We start from the raw sequence: 17118 nt of genomic DNA on the forward strand, positions 1-17118 counted from the left end.
CCCTTTCGGCTTCGATGAACTGAAGCAACTCACTGCCGAAACCTACATAACTCATTGAATATCAAGGAGTTTTCCGTTTCGACTGCGCCGGAAGTGGAGCGAATTATAGACATCTGAAATCTGCCGTCAACACCTATTTTCATAATTCTGTCACATCAGTCAAAAATCCCCGAAAACGCGAAGGCCGACCCCAAGGGGTCGGCCTTCGCTGCACTGCCCTACTTACAAGCTAGGAAAGGCGAACTGCGAAGCCTCATGGCTCGCCCGTTGCGGCCAGCGCTGGGTGATCGCCTTGCGACGGGTGTAGAAGCGCACACCATCCGGACCATAGGCATGCAGGTCGCCGAACAGCGAACGCTTCCAGCCGCCAAAGCTGTGATAAGCCACCGGCACCGGCAGCGGTACGTTAACGCCAACCATGCCGACCTCGATCTCGTCGCAGAACAGGCGCGCCGCTTCACCGTCACGGGTGAAGATGCAGGTGCCGTTGCCGTATTCGTGATCGTTGATCAGTTGCATTGCCTCTTCCAGACTGTTCACACGAACGATGCACAGTACCGGGCCGAAGATCTCTTCCTTATAGATGCGCATCTCTGGGGTGACGTTGTCGAACAGGCAGCCACCGAGGAAGAAGCCTTCTTCATGACCGGCCACGCTGAAACCACGACCATCGACCACTAGGGTCGCGCCCGCTGCCACGCCGTCGTCTACGTAACCGCTGACTTTGTCGCGCGCCTGACCGGTCACCAGTGGGCCCATGTCCAGACCGCAAGAAGTGCCGGCACCGATTTTCAGCGCTTGGATCTGTGGAACCAGTTTCGCCACCAGAGCATCCGCCACCTGGTCACCCACACACACAGCGACCGAAATCGCCATGCAGCGCTCGCCGCAGGAACCGTAGGCCGCGCCCATCAGTGCGCTGACCGCGTTGTCCAGATCGGCATCCGGCATCAACACCGCGTGGTTCTTCGCGCCGCCCAGTGCCTGAACGCGTTTGCCGCGCTTGGTGCCTTCGGCATAGATGTATTCAGCGATCGGCGTCGAACCGACAAAGCTCAGCGCTTTGACTTCCGGCGCTTCGATCAGCGCGTCTACTGCAGTCTTGTCACCGTGAACCACGCTCATCACGCCTTTCGGCAAACCGGCTTCCAGCAGCAACTGTGCGATCAGCAGTGTCGAGCTTGGATCGCGCTCGGACGGCTTGAGGATAAAGCAGTTGCCGCAGACGATCGCCAACGGGTACATCCACAGCGGCACCATGGCCGGGAAGTTGAACGGGGTGATCCCGGCAACGATGCCCAGCGGCTGGAAGTCCGACCATGCGTCGATGTTCGGGCCGACGTTGCGGCTGTACTCGCCCTTGAGGATTTCTGGAGCTGCGCAAGCGAACTCGACGTTCTCGATACCACGCTTCAGTTCACCGGCGGCGTCTTCCAGGGTCTTGCCGTGTTCTTCGCTGATCAATTGCGAGATGCGCGCTTCGTTCTGCTCCAGCAGTTGCTTGAAGCGGAACATTACCTGCGCACGTTTGGCCGGTGGCGTGTTGCGCCAGGCCGGGAACGCTGCCTTGGCGGCATCGATGGCTTTCTGGATGGTTGCCTGGCTGGCCAGTGGCAGCTTGTGGATAGCCTGACCGGTAGACGGGTTGAACACATCAACTGCGCGACCGTTCTCGGTCACCAGTTCGCCATTGATCAAATGCGGGATAACGCTCATCGAAAAACTCCTGAATTCTTGTCCGCAGACGCCCACGAGGGGCGCCGGCTGTTTGTACTTATATATAGAGGGAAAAATCAGTCGAGCTTGTTCAGCACTTCGCCGACCGCATCGAACAGACGATCGAGGTCTTGCGGCTTGCTATTGAAGGTTGGGCCGAACTGCAGGGTGTCGCCGCCGAAGCGCACGTAGAACCCGGCTTTCCACAGGGCCATGCCCGCTTCGAACGGACGCACGATGGCGTCGCCGTCACGACCGGCAATCTGGATCGCGCCGGCCAGACCGAAGTTACGGATGTCGATAACGTTCTTCGAACCTTTCAGGCCATGCAGCGCGTTTTCGAAATGCGGTGCTACTTCAGCGACGCTCTGCACCAGATTTTCCTTTTGCAGCAGATCGAGCGCTGCCAGGCCAGCGGCGCAAGCCACCGGGTGCGCCGAGTAGGTGTAGCCGTGCGGGAATTCCACCGCGTACTCAGGGGTCGGCTGATTCATGAAGGTCTGGTAGATCTCGGAGCTGGCAATCACCGCGCCCATCGGGATCGCGCCGTTGGTGACTTGCTTGGCGATGCACATCAGGTCCGGGGTCACGCCAAAGGTGTCAGCGCCGAACATGTTGCCGGTACGGCCGAAACCGGTGATCACTTCGTCGAACACCAACAGAATGCTGTGCTGGTCGCAGATCTCGCGCAGACGTTTCAGGTAACCCTGCGGTGGCACCAGCACGCCGGCGGAACCGGCCATAGGCTCAACGAACACAGCGGCGATGTTAGAAGCGTCGTGCAGTTCGATCAGCTTCAGCAGTTCATCAGCCAAAGCGATACCGCCCTGCTCCGGCATGCCACGGGAGAAGGCGTTGCTGGCCAGCAGCGTGTGCGGCAGATGATCGACGTCCATCATCGCCTGACCGAACAGCTTGCGGTTACCGTTGACGCCGCCGAGGCTGGTGCCGGCGATGTTCACGCCGTGGTAGCCACGGGCACGGCCAATCATTTTGGTTTTGGTCGACTGCCCCTTCAGGCGCCAGTAGGCACGGACCATTTTCACCGCGGTGTCAGCGCACTCGGAACCGGAGTCGGTGAAGAACACATGGTTCAGATTGCCCGGGGTCAGTTCGGTGATTTTCTCAGCCAGCTGGAACGACAATGGGTGGCCGTACTGGAAGCCCGGCGAGTAATCGAGGGTGCCCAACTGCTTGGAGACCGCTTCCTGAATTTCCTTGCGGGTGTGGCCGGCGCCGCAGGTCCACAGACCGGACAGCGAGTCGTATACCCGGCGGCCCTTGTCGTCGATCAACCAGCTGCCTTCGGCGCCAACGATCAAACGCGGATCGCGCTGGAAATTGCGGTTGGCGGTGTACGGCATCCAGTGCGCGTCCAGCTTCAGTTGGCTGGCCAGTGGCGACGGCGCGTTTTCAGGCATGTTCATCGGGCAAAACCTCGCAGGGCATAAGCGTCAGGGAGATAAAAAGCGTTGTTGCAGCTAAATTGCCACGCGGATAAAGTCGGTGAAATCCAACTCTTCTAACCTTCAGTTAGAACTTTGCTAAACAATGAGAACAATAAGATGAGCAGCCGCCGCCCCGATCCGCTGGCCCAGGTCAGTGACTTTGATATCCGCTTGCTGCGGATTTTTCGCAGCGTGGTGGAATGCGGCGGGTTCTCGGCAGCGGAGACGGTGCTCGGCATCGGTCGCTCGGCGATCAGTCAGCAGATGAGCGATCTGGAGCAGCGCCTCGGCTTACGTCTGTGCCAGCGTGGGCGCGCCGGGTTTTCGCTGACCGAAGAAGGTCGCGAGGTGTATCAGTCGGCGCTGCAACTGTTAAGTGCGCTGGAAAGCTTCCGCACTGAGGTCAACGGCCTGCACCAGCATTTGCGTGGCGAGTTGATCATCGGCCTGACCGACAACCTGGTCACCCTGCCCCACATGCGCATCACCCACGCCCTCGCGCAATTGAAGGAGCGCGGGCCGGATGTGCAGATCCAGATCCGCATGATTGCGCCGAATGAGGTCGAACAAGGCGTGCTCGATGGGCGCCTGCATGTCGGAGTGGTGCCGCAGGCCAGTGCGTTGTCGGGCCTGGAATATCAGCCGCTGTACAGCGAACGTTCGCTGCTTTACTGCGCGGTGGGTCATCCGTTGTTTTATGTCGATGACAAACAGCTCGATGACGAACGCCTTAACAGTCAGGACGCGATCGCGCCGACCTTTCGTTTGCCGGCGGAGATTCAGGCGCATTACCAGGCGCTTAATTGCACGGCCAGCGCTTCCGACCGCGAAGGCATGGCATTCCTGATTTTGACCGGACGCTACATCGGTTACCTGCCGGATCACTACGCCAGCCTCTGGGTGCAGCAAGGTCGTTTGCGTGCGCTGAAATCGCAAACACGTTTCTACGACCTGAGCCTCGCATCGGTCACGCGCAAGGGGCGGCGCCCTCATTTGGTGCTGGAAAGCTTTTTGGAGAGTCTGGCGGCAACGCGTTGAAAATCCTCCGAGGCCCACCAGCGTTGGGCCTTAGCAACAAATTCGACAAATAACCTGAGCAAGTGGACAGCTTTTTGCAAAGCAGGATCAACCTCGATCCTTCAACAAGAAGCCTTAAGCCATGCAGCCAGATTCCGCACCGTCCAGCGACCTGATCTACGGCCTCGACGACCGCCCCAAACCGCTTGCCGCGACACTCGCGGCGCTGCAACACGTGCTCGCCAGTTTCGTCGGCATCATCACCCCGCCATTGGTGATCGGCTCGGCCCTCGGGCTGACCGCGCATTTGCCGTACCTGATCAGCATGGCCTTGATGGTTTCGGGCGTCGGCACCTTTATTCAGGCGCGGCGGCCGTTCGGCATCGGGGCGGGAATGATCTGTTTACAGGGCACCAGTTTCGCCTTTCTCGGTGCGGTGCTGTCGGCCGGTTTTCTGGTCAAGCAACGTGGTGGCAGCCCGGAAGACATTCTGGCGATGATCTTCGGTGTGTGCTTCTTCGGCGCAATCGTGCAGATCGTCCTCAGCCGCTTCATCGGCCAGTTGCGCAGAGTCGTCACACCGCTGGTGACCGGGATCGTCATCACCCTCATCGGCATCAGCCTTATAAAGGTCGGCATCACCGACCTGGGCGGTGGCTTCAATGCGCCGGACTTCGGTGCGCCGGGCAATCTGGCGTTGGGCATGTTTGTGTTGCTGACGATCATTTTGCTCAACCGCTCGAACACGCCATGGGTGCGCTTGTCGGCAATCATTATCGGTTTGCTGCTCGGCAGCCTGGCCGCGTGGTTCAGTGGGAAACTGGTGCCGCAGCCGCTGCCTGACTTGCCGCTGGTGAGTTTTCCTACACCGTTCAAGTTTGGTTTCAGCTTCGACTGGACGGCTTTCCTGCCGGTCGCGCTGATTTATCTGATCAGCACCATCGAAACCGTCGGTGACCTCACCGCCAACTGCATGCTCGCCCGTCAGCCAATCAGCGGCCCTTCTTATATAAGTCGCCTGCGCGGTGGTGTGCTCGGTGATGGTGTCAGCTGCATGCTCGCCGCGACCTTCAGCGCATTCCCCAATACCACGTTCGCGCAGAACAACGGCGTGATCCAGTTGACCGGCGTTGCCAGTCGCTACGTCGGCCTGTACATCGGCGCGATCCTGTTTTGTCTCGGCCTGTTCCCGATGATCGGCGCGGTGCTGCAGCAGATCCCGAAACCGGTGCTCGGCGGCGCTACCTTGGTGATGTTCGGCGCGGTGGCTGCGGCCGGCGTGCGCATCCTCGCGCAGTCGCCGCTGGATCGACGCAGCATGTTGATCATCGCCACGTCGTTCGGCGTCGGCCTGGGCATTGCCGCGCAACCGAACCTGCTGCACCTGCTGCCGAAACTGGTGCAAAACCTGTTTGATTCGGCGATCACCAGCGGCGGCCTGACCGCGATAATCCTTTGCCTGCTGCTGCCGGAGTCGAAAATCGAGGCTGCTGAAGCGCACCCGCCGCTGAACAAGATCGAACAGGCGTAACGGTTTTATCGCTCAAACACTTGTCGGATGCCTGTGGGTGCGCTATCAACGCAACTGGTTGCACCCACAGACAAACCCGGAAGTGCCTATGACCTTTGAAGTCCCAGCCCATGGCGGCAAACCCGCCAGCCGCATTCGTCAGAAAAACGAAGAGACCATCCTCAAAGCCGCCGAAGACGAGTTCGCCCGTCACGGTTACAAAGGCACCAGCATGAACACCATCGCCCAGAATGCCGGGTTGCCCAAGGCCAACCTGCATTACTACTTCACCAACAAACTCGGTTTGTACGTGGCGGTGCTGAGCAACATCATCGAGCTGTGGGACAGCACCTTCAACACCCTTACCGCCGAGGACGATCCGGCCGAAGCGTTGACTCGCTATATCCGCGCCAAGATGGAATTCTCCCGTCGTCAGCCACAGGCCTCGCGGATCTTTGCGATGGAAGTGATCAGCGGCGGCGAATGCCTGAGCGAATATTTCAATCAGGACTACCGCGCCTGGTTCACCGGCCGTGCTGCGGTATTTCAAGCGTGGATCGATGCCGGCAAAATGGACCCGGTCGATCCGGTGCATTTGATCTTCCTGTTGTGGGGCAGCACCCAGCATTACGCTGACTTCGCCACGCAGATCTGCCGCGTCAGCGGTCGCAGCAAGTTGACCAAGCAGGACATGGAAGACGCCGGCAACAACCTGATCCGCATCATTCTCAAAGGCTGCGGCCTCACTCCTCCTCTATAAGACGTTTATGCCTTTCACCCTCAGCGGTTTTTGCGAGTACCGCGAAGAGATTCGCAAAAGCCGCTTTATCACCTTTGCCACGCCGATCGGCAGCCCTGCCGATGCTCAGGCGTTTTTTGAACAGCACAGCGATTTCAACGCCTCGCACAATTGCTGGGCGTGGAAACTCGGCGATCAATACCGCAGCAATGACGACGGCGAACCGGGCGGCACGGCCGGGCGACCGATTCTGGCGGCGATCGAAGCGCAGGATTGCGATCAGGTCGCGGTGTTGGTGATCCGTTGGTACGGCGGTATTCAACTCGGCACTGGGGGATTGGCCCGTGCCTATGGTGGTGGTGCGAACAAGTGCCTGCAGACGGCGGCAAAGGTCGAGTTGATCAGCCGCGTGCCGCTGAGTTGCGCCTGCGGGTTTGCCGAGTTGGCGTTGGTGAAGTTGCGGGTTGCGGACTTGGGTGGACTGGTTGTCGAAGAAAACTTCACGGCGAACGGCGTTGAGTTGAAGTTGGCTGTGGGCGAAGCGCAGATCGAGGTCTTGCAAACGCAGCTAGCCGATTTGAGTCGTGGGCGGATTTTGCTTCAACGATAAAAGATCAAAAGATCGTCCGATCGCGGCCCGAGCGTTGCGCAGCTCCTACATTTGAAATGCGCTCTCCTGTAGGAGCTGCCGAAGGCTGCGATCTTTTAGGGCATGACCCTTTTCCGTTATTCCCCGGACTTGCCCACATCTGCTGTGCACCCGACTGTGGATAACCTGAGTACATTCCGCTGTAACCCTTCTGTCACGTGGCTTTGCGCGGTTTGTTCACTTTTCGTTCAATTCACTCGACGAAACGAAAATTTCAAACAGAAACAGTCAGTTAGCGTGGTTTATCACCATTAGAAGAAAGCACCGCAGTGCTTATGCCCAGGTTTGCAGCTTGCGCACAATAACTGTGGAGCAACCTGTGGATAACCCGTTCATGGCTGGCGCAGTCGCAGGTCCTGCCTAGTCCACAGGGGTTTGCTCGTTTTTTGATCAGTTGCCGACGGGCAAAACTGGAGCCCGATCAACGGCTTTGCTCTGAATTGGTGCCGTGAGCCCAGCCAATTTTGCAGGCAATGCTCTGCTTCAGGCACTCGCACACGCGGCCCGCTCGCGTTCCTGACTCAATGGCCAGGAAATTGCTTTATCCACAGGCACAACTCCAAGCAAGTCGAGCCTGCCATGCCAATCGCCCCTCTTACTTCGCGCCTGCAATTGCGCCATATCAGCAAACGCTACCCCGGTTGTCTGGCCAATGACGCCATCGACCTGAGCATCGCGCCGGGGGAAATCCATGCCCTGCTCGGTGAAAACGGCGCGGGCAAAAGTACCTTGATGAAAATTATCTACGGCGTCACCCAAGCCGATGCCGGCGAGATGCTCTGGCTAGGTCAGCCGGTGAATATCCGTAACCCGGCACAGGCGCGGCAGTTGGGCATCGGCATGGTGTTCCAGCATTTTTCGCTGTTCGAAACCCTCAGCGTGGCGCAGAACATTGCCTTGGCAATGGGCGCTGCGGCCGGCACACCGAAACAACTGGAACCGAAAATTCGTGAAGTGTCGCGCCGTTATGGCATGGCGCTGGAACCGGAAAGACTTGTCCACAGCCTGTCGATCGGCGAGCGGCAACGAGTGGAGATTATTCGCTGCCTGATGCAGGACATTCGTCTGCTGATCCTCGATGAGCCGACTTCGGTACTGACACCGCAGGAGGCCGACGAGTTGTTCATCACCCTGCGCCGCCTCGCTGCCGAAGGCTGCAGCATTCTGTTTATCAGCCACAAGCTTGGTGAAGTGCGCGCGTTATGTCATAGCGCAACGGTTCTGCGCGGCGGGCGTGTCGCCGGACATTGCGTGCCTGCCGAATGTTCGGATCAGCAGTTGGCGCAGATGATGGTGGGCGAAGCGGCGGCGTTGATTGGCGATTATCCGAAGGTCAGCGGCGGCGCGGCGTTTTTGCGGGTGAGCGGATTGAGTTGGCACAACCCGGATCCGTTTGGCTGCTCGCTGAAAGACATCGCCCTGGAAGTGCGCAGCGGTGAAATCGTCGGCATCGCCGGGGTCGCCGGTAATGGTCAGGATGAGTTGCTCGCCCTGCTCAGTGGCGAGCAAACCCTGCCCCGCGCCGAAACTGCGACCATTCGATTTGCCGAGCAAAACGTCGCCGATTTACGCCCGGATTCACGGCGCAAACTGGGTTTGGCATTCGTGCCTGCCGAGCGTCTCGGCCACGGCGCAGTACCGGAATTGAGTCTGGCCGATAACGCTCTGCTTACCGCGTTCCAACAAGGCTTGGTCAGCCACGGTTTGATCGAACGCGGCAAAGTCGAAGCCCTCGCCCGACAGATCATTCAGCGCTTCGGCGTAAAAACCCCGGACACGCAAACCGCTGCGCGCAGCCTGTCCGGCGGCAACCTGCAGAAATTCATCCTCGGCCGGGAAATCCTCCAGCAACCGAAACTGCTGATCGCTGCGCACCCGACCTGGGGCGTCGACGTCGGCGCCGCCGCGACCATCCACCGCGCATTGATCGCTTTGCGCGATGCCGGCGCGGCGATTCTGGTGATTTCCGAAGACCTCGACGAACTGTTCCAGATCAGCGACCGCCTCGGCGCGTTGTGCGGTGGACGTTTGTCGGCGTTGCACAACACCACCGATACCCAACTCAGCGACGTCGGCGGCTGGATGGCCGGTCAGTTCGACCACGCCCCTTCAGCCGCCACGGTTTAACGGAGTTTCAAACATGCTGCTTTCCCTCGAACCCCGTGGCCAGCAATCGCGCCTGATGCTGTGGTGCTCGCCATTACTGGCGGCGGCGCTGACGCTCGGCTGCGGCTCGCTGCTGTTTATCGCCCTCGGCCACGACCCGCTGCAAACCTTGCACACGCTGCTGATCGCACCGGTCAGCGATTTGTATGGCGTCTCCGAATTGCTGGTCAAAGCGCTGCCGATTCTGCTTTGCGCACTGGGGTTGGCCGTGGCGTACCAGGCGCGAATCTGGAACATCGGCGCCGAAGGCCAATTGCTCCTCGGCGCGCTCGCCGGCAGTGCCTTGGCGGTGAACATCATCGGCATGCAAAGTCGTTGGGCGCTGGTATTTATTCTGCTCACCGGCACCGTCGCTGGTGCGGCGTGGGCCGGGCTGACCGCGTGGTTGCGCACGCGCTTCAATGCCAACGAAATCCTCACCAGCATCATGCTCAATTACATCGCGCTGAACTTGCTGCTGTTCTGCGTGCACGGGCCGCTGAAGGATCCGGCCGGCTTCAACTTTCCCGAGTCGGCGATGTTCGGCGACGCCAGCCGTTTGCCGTTGTTGATGGAGGATGGCCGCGTGCATGCCGGGGTGTATTTCGCCTTGCTCGCACTGGTCGCGGTGTGGGTGTTGTTACAGAAAAGCTTTGTCGGTTTTCAGATCAAAGTGCTTGGGTTGGACAAGCGTGCCGCAGGGTTTGTCGGCTTTCGCGAGAAGCGGTTGATCTGGCTGGCGCTGTTGATCAGTGGCGGCTTGGCCGGGCTTGCGGGTGTCTGCGAAGTCACCGGGCCGATTGGCCAGTTGGTGCCGCAGGTGTCCCCGGGTTACGGCTATGCGGCAATCACCGTGGCTTTTCTTGGGCGCCTGAATCCGATCGGGATTCTGTTTTCCAGCCTGTTGATGGCACTGCTGTACATCGGTGGCGAGAGTGCGCAGATGAGCCTGAATCTGCCGCAAGCGATCACCCAGTTATTCCAGGGAATGATGCTGTTTTTCCTGCTCGCCAGTGACGTGCTGATCCTCTATCGGCCACGCCTGAATCTGCGCTGGGTGAAGCGCACTTCGACCACCGCCGTAACTGCCGGAGCGCTGTGATGGATATCGATCTGTTGAGCAATATTTTCTACGCCATGGTGCGTTGCGGCACGCCGCTGTTGCTGGTGGCGCTGGGAGAACTGATCTGCGAGAAGAGCGGCGTGCTCAACCTCGGGCAGGAAGGGATGATGCTGTTTGGTGCGGTGATCGGTTTTATCGTCGCCCTCAACAGCGGCAACCTGTGGCTGGGCGTGTTGCTGGCGATGCTGGCCGGGATGTTGCTGTCGTCGCTGTTTGCCTTGGTGGCGCTGGTGTTCAACGCCAATCAGGTGGCGACCGGGTTGGCCCTGACGATTTTTGGTGTCGGGCTGTCGACCTTTGTCGGCGCGGCTTGGGTGGGTAAACCGCTGGCCGGTTTTGAGCCGTTGGCGATTCCTTATCTGAGTGAGATTCCGCTGATCGGGCGGATGCTGTTTGCCCAGGATTTGCTGGTGTATCTGTCGTTCGCGCTGTTTGCGCTGGTGGCGTGGGTGATCGTCAAAAGTCGTGTCGGGTTGATCATTCAAGCGGTCGGCGAGAATCCGGATGCGGCCAGTGCGATGGGGCTGCCGGTGTTGACCGTGCGCACGTTGGCGGTGCTGTTTGGCGGAGCGATGGCCGGGTTGGCCGGGGCCTATCTGTCGCTGGCGTACACGCCGATGTGGGCGGAAAACATGACCGCCGGGCGTGGCTGGATCGCGTTGGCGCTGGTGGTGTTTGCCAGTTGGCGGGTGTGGCGGTTGTTGCTCGGGGCGTATCTGTTTGGCCTCGCCAGCATCCTGCATTTGGTGGCACAGGGATTGGGGCTGGCGATTCCGTCGAGTTTGCTGGCGATGCTGCCGTATGTGGCGACGATTGTGGTGTTGGTGCTGTTGTCACGCGATGCACTGCGTACGCGGTTGTATGCGCCGGTTTCGTTGGGGCAGCCTTGGCAGGCGGGGCATTAGTGCGGTGATTTCAATGGCCCTATCGCTGGCAAGCCAGCTCCCACAGGTTTAGTGCTGATCACAAATTTTGTACACGACACAAACACTGTGGGAGCTGGCTTGCCAGTGATGAGGCCCTGACAGGCAACACTTGAGCGATGCCCCACGCCAGTTCGAAGACCAGGAAAACCAGCAAAATCGAACTGGCGCCATGGGCCAAGGCATACGCCTGCCAAGCCGCAAACAGAAACCGCGCCACCGCGTCATAGCGTCCATAAAGCGCCTGCGGATCACGAATCCGCAGCACCGCCCACACGCACACCACCGAGCCCAGCAGATTCGCCATCAACATATGCACAGGCTGAAACACCGGCAGCTCGCCGGGCAAATTCAGCGCGCTCAACAATCCGTGCACAGCGGCAAAACTCCACGGCGTGGCAAACGCCGCAGTGACGACCAGGTCATACCAGGCACTGCCGCGCACCACGTTGCGATATTGCGTTGAAGTCCACATCATCCATGCTCCAGAAATTTGAGGAGCAACCACGGTAAAGCCTGGAGTATGCTCCAGGGTCAATAGCCCTTTTGAGAGCCCGCATGCGCATCGGTGAATTAGCCCAGGCCAGCGCCGTCAGCCGTGACACCCTGCGTTTTTACGAGCAGCGCGGGTTGATCGCGGCGCAACGCAGTGCCAACGGTTATCGCGACTATCCGCCGGAGATGGTGCAACTGGTGCTCTATATCAAAACGGCGCAACGCCTGGGATTTACCCTCGGCGAGATCGGCAACAGCGTCGCCGCGTTGTGGAATGCCCCCAATCCTGACAACGCCGTGGCGCAGTTGCTGCGCGACAAACTGCAACTGATCGAAACCCGCATGCGCGAACTCGACGCGCTGCGTCAGGAGTTGCAACTTCGCCTCGGTCAGGCCTGTCCATTGAATCCATGATCCTCATTCATCAAGGAAGCCCATCATGTCTGCAAAAAACGCACTGATCATCGGCGCCTCCCGGGGCCTTGGCCTCGGTCTGGTGAAAACCCTGCTGGCCGACGGCTGGCAAGTCACCGCCACCGTGCGCAATCCTGCCAATGCTCAAGCGTTAGAAGCGCTGGGCAAAGTGCGGATCGAGAAGCTCGACATGGACGATCAGCAAGCGGTGATCGCTCTGAGTCAGCAGCTCAAAGGCGAAACCTTCGACCTGCTGTTCGTCAACGCCGGGGTCAAAGGCCCGGCCGATCAGACCCCGGGCGGCGCGACTCTGGCTGAAGTCGGTCAGCTGTTTTTCACCAACGCGGTGGCGCCGATCAATCTGGCGCAACGGTTTGTCGGGCAGATTCGTGACGGCAGCGGTGTGCTGGCGTTCATGAGTTCCGGGCTGGGCAGTGTGACGGTGCCGGACGCGCCGGAACTGGCGTTGTACAAGGCCAGCAAGGCTGCGCTGAACTCGATGACCAACAGTTTTGTCACGCAATTGGGCGAGCAGAAAATGACCGTGTTGTCGCTGCATCCGGGTTGGGTGAAGACCGATATGGGCGGCGAAGGGGCTGACCTTGATGTGGAAACCAGCACCCGTGGATTGATTGATCAGGTGAATGCGTACACCGGCAAGGGCGGACATCACTTCATCAATTACAAGGGCGAAACGATTCCCTGGTAATTGATGATCCCCTGTAGGAGCTGCCGAAGGCTGCGATCTTTTGATTTTTTTTAAGATCAAAAGATCGCAGCCTTCGGCAGCTCCTACAGGGGTTGTGTATTTTGGTGATGTTGTCCTGTCGGGTTGGGCTTGCCCGGCGTGGCAATTTGTTTGAAACTGCGCACCTCGTCCCTCGCGGCGACCCTGGATCAGCAGACAGGGCATCACTGAGCTGGCAACCCTGAACCCCATTTTCAGAGGAGCCGGCAACATGCCCGCGACCCGTACCTGGTTAAAAAATCCCCTCGCCATTTTCACTTCCAACGAGCTCGATGCCCGTGGCGGTCTTGTCGTGCAAGATGGTGTCATCGTCGAAGTCCTCGCCGCTGGCCAACAGCCGTCGGCGCCGTGCAATGCAGTGTTCGATGCCCGCGAGCATGTGATCCTGCCGGGCCTGATCAACACCCACCATCACTTCTATCAAACCCTCACCCGCGCCTGGGCGCCGGTGGTCAATCAGCCGTTGTTCCCATGGCTGAAAACCCTGTACCCGGTGTGGGCGCGCCTGACGCCGGAAAAACTCGCCCTCGCCAGCAAAGTAGCTTTGGCCGAACTGCTGCTGTCGGGCTGCACCACCGCTGCCGACCACCACTACCTGTTCCCGGACGGTCTGGAAAACGCCATCGATGTGCAAGTCGAAAGCGTCCGCGAACTGGGCATGCGCGCCATGCTCACACGCGGCTCGATGAGCCTCGGCGAGAAGGACGGCGGTCTGCCGCCGCAGCAAACCGTGCAGGAAGGCCAGGTGATTCTCGACGACAGTCAGCGCCTGATTCACGAGTACCACGAACGTGGCGACGGCGCGCAGATCCAGATCGCCCTGGCGCCGTGCTCGCCGTTCTCGGTGACCCCGGAAATCATGTCGGCCAGCGCCGAACTGGCGAACAAGCTCGACGTGCGTCTGCACACGCACTTGGCGGAAACCCTCGACGAAGAGGATTTCTGCCTGCAGCGTTTCGGCCTGCGCACCGTCGATTATCTCGACAGCGTCGGCTGGCTCGGCCCGCGCACTTGGCTGGCCCACGGCATCCACTTCAACCCGGACGAAATCACTCGACTCGGCGAGGCGGGCACCGGTATTTGCCATTGCCCGAGCTCGAACATGCGTCTGGCTTCCGGCATCTGCCCGAGTATCGATCTGACTGACGCGGGTGCGTTGTTTGGCCTGGGCGTGGATGGGTCGGCGTCCAACGATGCGTCGAACATGATTCTCGAAGCGCGTCAGGCGCTGTACATCCAGCGTCTGCGTTACGGCGCCGAGAAGATCACCCCGGAACGCGTATTGGGCTGGGCGACCAAGGGTTCGGCGAGCTTGTTGGGCCGTACCGATATCGGTGAGATTGCCGTGGGCAAGCAGGCGGATCTGGCGCTGTTCAAGCTCGATGAGCTGCGCTTCTCGGGCAGCCATGATCCGATTTCGGCGCTGCTGCTGTGCGGCGCGGATCGTGCGGATCGGGTGATGATTGGTGGCAAGTGGCGTGTGGTCGATGGGCAGGTTGAAGGGCTTGATCTGAAAGGCCTGATTGCCGATCACAGCCAGGCGGCTCGGCAGCTGATCGCAGGTACCTGATCCCCCCTCCCCATCTGATCGTTCCCACGCGGAGCGTGGGAACGATCAATCATCAGAGACCGAGCAGGGACAGCATGATGAAGGTCGCGAACAGCACGAAGTGCGTCATGCCTTCGATGGCATTTGTTTCGCCGTCATTCAAGTTGATCGCACTAACGATCAGCGTGATGAAGATCATCACCGTCTGCACCGGCGTCATCGCCATCTGAAACGGCTGGCCGGTGTACAGGGCCATCGCCTCCATCACCGGCACCGTCAGAATCACCGTCGACAGTGACGCGCCCATCGCAATGTTCACCACCGACTGCATGCGGTTGGCCAATGCTGCGCGCAACGCGGTCAGAATCTCCGGCGCTGCGGATATCGCCGCCACCAGAATCGCCGTGATCACCGGCGGTGCACCCGTGCCTTCCAGGCCCAGATCGAGGGTCTTCGACATTACCTCGGCCAATGCGCCGATCACCACAATGCCAAACACCAGAATGCCGATCGACAGACCGATGCTCGGTGCTTTTGCCTGCGCGTCCTGCGGTTCTTTCTTGCGGCGTTTGTCGGGGTAGCTGTAGCTGAAAAAGTAACTGTGCGGGCCGACCTGCATGCGCAGAAACAACGCGTAAAGCACGACCATCGCGCCGATGGTGAACGCTGAATAAATCTTCCAGTTGGCCTCGGGAATAAACTCCGGCACCACCATCGACACGCCCATGGCGGTGAGGATCATCACGCTGTAGCTGCGCGCGGAATCGTCGTTGTACGACTGTTCGCCGTGCTTGATCCCGCCCATCAGCGCAGCGAGGCCGAGGATGCCGTTGATATCGAGCATCACTGCCGAATAGATCGTGTCGCGCACCAACGTGGGCGACGCTTCGTTGCTCATCATGATTGCCAGAATAACCACTTCGACCAGCACGGCCGCAAGCGTGAGGATCATCGTGCCGTAAGGGTCGCCGACTTTTTCCGCGAGCAATTCGGCGTGATGGGCGACGCGCATCGAGGCGGCGACGATGAAGGCGATCAGCACCAGACCGGCAGTCAGCGCGACGATCTGGCCGCTGTGCAGCATCCAGTGTTCCAACGGATAGGCAACGCACGCGGCGATAACTGCCAGCAGGAGAAAGCTTTCTTGCTTGAGGAGGGTGAGCATGGCGGGCCTTTTGCCGAAGAGAGCGAATGAGCTACTGACTGCGGAGCGGCGCTAACGTTTCGTTACACCTTAGCGCACCAAGCGATGGCGTGAACTCGCGGACTTGCACTGCGTTGGTCCTGGTGCTGAAAAGATCGCAGCCTTCGGCAGCTCCTACAGGTTGCGCATTCCCATGTAGGAGCTGCCGAAGGCTGCGATCTTTTTTGTTTGTTGTCCTGTTGGTCAGCAATTTGCATTGGCCCTGACCACACACAACAAAATGGAGCTCCAATTCATGCAAATACGTCCGCTGCACAAACTGCTGTGCGCCGCCCTCGGTCTGGGGATCAGCCTGAGCGCCAGCGCTGCCGATCCGCTGAAGGTCGGTTTCGTTTACATCGGCCCGATCGGTGACCACGGCTGGACGTATCAGCATGAACAGGGGCGCAAGGCACTCGCGGAGAAATTCGGCAATCAGATCACCACCAACTACGTCGAGAACGTCGCCGAAGGTGCCGACGCCGAGCGGGTGATCCGCAACATGGCCAAGGACAAGTACGATCTGATCTTCACCACCTCTTTCGGCTACATGAACCCGACCGTGAAGGTCGCCAAACAATTTCCCAAGGTGACCTTCGAACACGCTACCGGCTACAAACAGGACAAGAACCTCGGCACCTATCTGGCGCGCACTTACGAGGGTCGCTACGTCGGCGGTTTTCTCGCAGCGAAGATGACCAAGACCAAAAAGATCGGTTACGTCGCCTCGTTCCCGATCCCCGAGGTGATCCGCGACATCAACGCGATTCAACTGGCCTTGAACAAATACAACCCCGGCACCGAGATCAAAGTGGTGTGGGTCAACTCGTGGTTCGATCCGGGCAAGGAGGCCGACGCGGCCAACGCGCTGATCGATCAGGGCGTCGACGTGGTGTTCCAGCACACCGACAGCCCGGCGCCGATTCAGGCGGCTGAGCGTCGTGGCGTGTACGCGGTGGGTTATGCCTCGGACATGGCGCACTTCGGGCCAAAAGCGGTGCTGACCTCGATCGTCAACGACTGGGCGCCGCACTATATTCAGGCGACGCAAAGCGTGATCGACCACACCTGGAAATCCCAGGACTACTGGGGCGGGCTGAAGGAAGGCACGGTTGAACTGCCGATCAGTGACTTGGTGCCAGCGCCGGTGAAAGCCGAGGCCGAGCAACTCATTGCCGACATCAAGAGCGGTGCGTTGCAGCCGTTTACCGGGCCGATCAAGGATCAGGCCGGCGTGGAGAAAATCCCCGCAGGCGTGAGCGCGACGAATGCGGAGCTGGCGTCGATGAACTATTACGTTGAAGGCATGAAGGCTGAGATGCCGAAGTAATTTCAGTCATACCACCATCCCTTGTAGGAGTGAGCCTGCTCGCGATAGCGGTGGGTCATTCAGCAAAAGTGTCGCCTGATACACCGCTATCGCGAGCAGGCTCACTCCTACATTTGATCTTCAGCGCTC

General features: G+C 59.6%; 15 protein-coding genes. 11 read left to right on the forward strand and 4 right to left on the reverse strand.

The window, feature by feature from the left end:
* Window positions 1–222 precede the first annotated feature (222 nt).
* Together ACM6IN_RS20480 and ACM6IN_RS20485 are read right to left on the reverse strand one after the other, a co-directional pair.
* Entirely contained in the window at window positions 223–1716 is a 1494-nt protein-coding gene (locus ACM6IN_RS20480; RefSeq protein WP_038360740.1) for a CoA-acylating methylmalonate-semialdehyde dehydrogenase, read from the reverse strand.
* Between the two features lie 77 nt (window positions 1717–1793).
* On the reverse strand, window positions 1794–3143 hold the full coding sequence (locus ACM6IN_RS20485) for an aspartate aminotransferase family protein (RefSeq protein ID WP_007914732.1): 1350 nt from the start codon (window positions 3141–3143) through the stop codon (window positions 1794–1796).
* 138 nt (window positions 3144–3281) lie between these two features.
* On the opposite strand from ACM6IN_RS20485, the gene ACM6IN_RS20490 reads away from it, so the two are divergent.
* The 7 genes from ACM6IN_RS20490 to ACM6IN_RS20520 all read left to right on the forward strand — a co-directional run bounded on the left by ACM6IN_RS20490 (window position 3282) and on the right by ACM6IN_RS20520 (window position 11252).
* Window positions 3282–4202 carry a LysR family transcriptional regulator gene (locus ACM6IN_RS20490; RefSeq protein WP_007914725.1) on the forward strand — a complete coding sequence of 307 codons (921 nt, stop codon included), beginning with the start codon at window positions 3282–3284 and terminating at the stop codon, window positions 4200–4202.
* A gap of 121 nt (window positions 4203–4323) precedes the next feature.
* A complete protein-coding gene (locus tag ACM6IN_RS20495; protein WP_414916619.1) occupies window positions 4324–5712 on the forward strand; it encodes a uracil-xanthine permease family protein in 1389 nt (462 codons plus the stop codon).
* A gap of 88 nt (window positions 5713–5800) precedes the next feature.
* Window positions 5801–6451 carry a TetR/AcrR family transcriptional regulator gene (locus tag ACM6IN_RS20500; RefSeq protein ID WP_038360732.1) on the forward strand — a complete coding sequence of 217 codons (651 nt, stop codon included), beginning with the start codon at window positions 5801–5803 and terminating at the stop codon, window positions 6449–6451.
* Between the two features lie 7 nt (window positions 6452–6458).
* The gene (locus ACM6IN_RS20505; RefSeq protein WP_414916620.1) at window positions 6459–7040 is read left to right on the forward strand and encodes an IMPACT family protein; all 582 of its coding nucleotides are present in this window, start codon (window positions 6459–6461) and stop codon (window positions 7038–7040) included.
* A 618-nt stretch (window positions 7041–7658) separates the two neighbouring features.
* A complete protein-coding gene (locus ACM6IN_RS20510) occupies window positions 7659–9206 on the forward strand; it encodes an ABC transporter ATP-binding protein (protein ID WP_414916621.1) in 1548 nt (515 codons plus the stop codon).
* A gap of 13 nt (window positions 9207–9219) precedes the next feature.
* On the forward strand, window positions 9220–10326 hold the full coding sequence (locus ACM6IN_RS20515) for an ABC transporter permease (protein WP_007914714.1): 1107 nt from the start codon (window positions 9220–9222) through the stop codon (window positions 10324–10326).
* Window positions 10326–11252, forward strand: coding sequence for an ABC transporter permease (locus ACM6IN_RS20520; protein ID WP_123594072.1), 927 nt, complete (start codon window positions 10326–10328; stop codon window positions 11250–11252). Before ACM6IN_RS20515 ends, ACM6IN_RS20520 begins: the two co-directional genes overlap by 1 nt.
* A 58-nt stretch (window positions 11253–11310) precedes the next feature.
* Here the strand turns inward: ACM6IN_RS20520 and ACM6IN_RS20525 are convergent, their stop codons facing one another.
* Window positions 11311–11745 (reverse strand): hypothetical protein, encoded by a 435-nt coding sequence (locus ACM6IN_RS20525; protein ID WP_414916700.1) that lies wholly within the window; start codon window positions 11743–11745, stop codon window positions 11311–11313.
* Between the two features lie 83 nt (window positions 11746–11828).
* Between ACM6IN_RS20525 and ACM6IN_RS20530 the strand changes: the two genes are divergently transcribed.
* The 3 genes from ACM6IN_RS20530 (at window position 11829) to ACM6IN_RS20540 (ending at window position 14497) form a co-directional block, all read left to right on the forward strand.
* Complete coding sequence (locus ACM6IN_RS20530) at window positions 11829–12179, forward strand: MerR family transcriptional regulator (RefSeq protein WP_095114408.1); 351 nt, start codon at window positions 11829–11831, stop codon at window positions 12177–12179.
* A 22-nt stretch (window positions 12180–12201) separates the two neighbouring features.
* Complete coding sequence (locus tag ACM6IN_RS20535) at window positions 12202–12888, forward strand: SDR family oxidoreductase (protein ID WP_414916701.1); 687 nt, start codon at window positions 12202–12204, stop codon at window positions 12886–12888.
* A 250-nt stretch (window positions 12889–13138) separates the two neighbouring features.
* Entirely contained in the window at window positions 13139–14497 is a 1359-nt protein-coding gene (locus ACM6IN_RS20540; RefSeq protein WP_007914703.1) for an 8-oxoguanine deaminase, read from the forward strand.
* 52 nt (window positions 14498–14549) lie between these two features.
* Here the strand turns inward: ACM6IN_RS20540 and ACM6IN_RS20545 are convergent, their stop codons facing one another.
* Window positions 14550–15641, reverse strand: coding sequence for a calcium:proton antiporter (locus ACM6IN_RS20545; RefSeq protein WP_007914697.1), 1092 nt, complete (start codon window positions 15639–15641; stop codon window positions 14550–14552).
* Between the two features lie 274 nt (window positions 15642–15915).
* On the opposite strand from ACM6IN_RS20545, the gene ACM6IN_RS20550 reads away from it, so the two are divergent.
* Window positions 15916–16989 carry a BMP family ABC transporter substrate-binding protein gene (locus ACM6IN_RS20550; protein WP_007914696.1) on the forward strand — a complete coding sequence of 358 codons (1074 nt, stop codon included), beginning with the start codon at window positions 15916–15918 and terminating at the stop codon, window positions 16987–16989.
* The last annotated feature ends 129 nt before the right edge of the window (window positions 16990–17118 follow it).

Origin of the sequence: Pseudomonas sp. IT-P395 (assembly GCF_949767675.1) — a bacterium.
Classification (GTDB): Bacteria; Pseudomonadota; Gammaproteobacteria; order Pseudomonadales; family Pseudomonadaceae; genus Aquipseudomonas.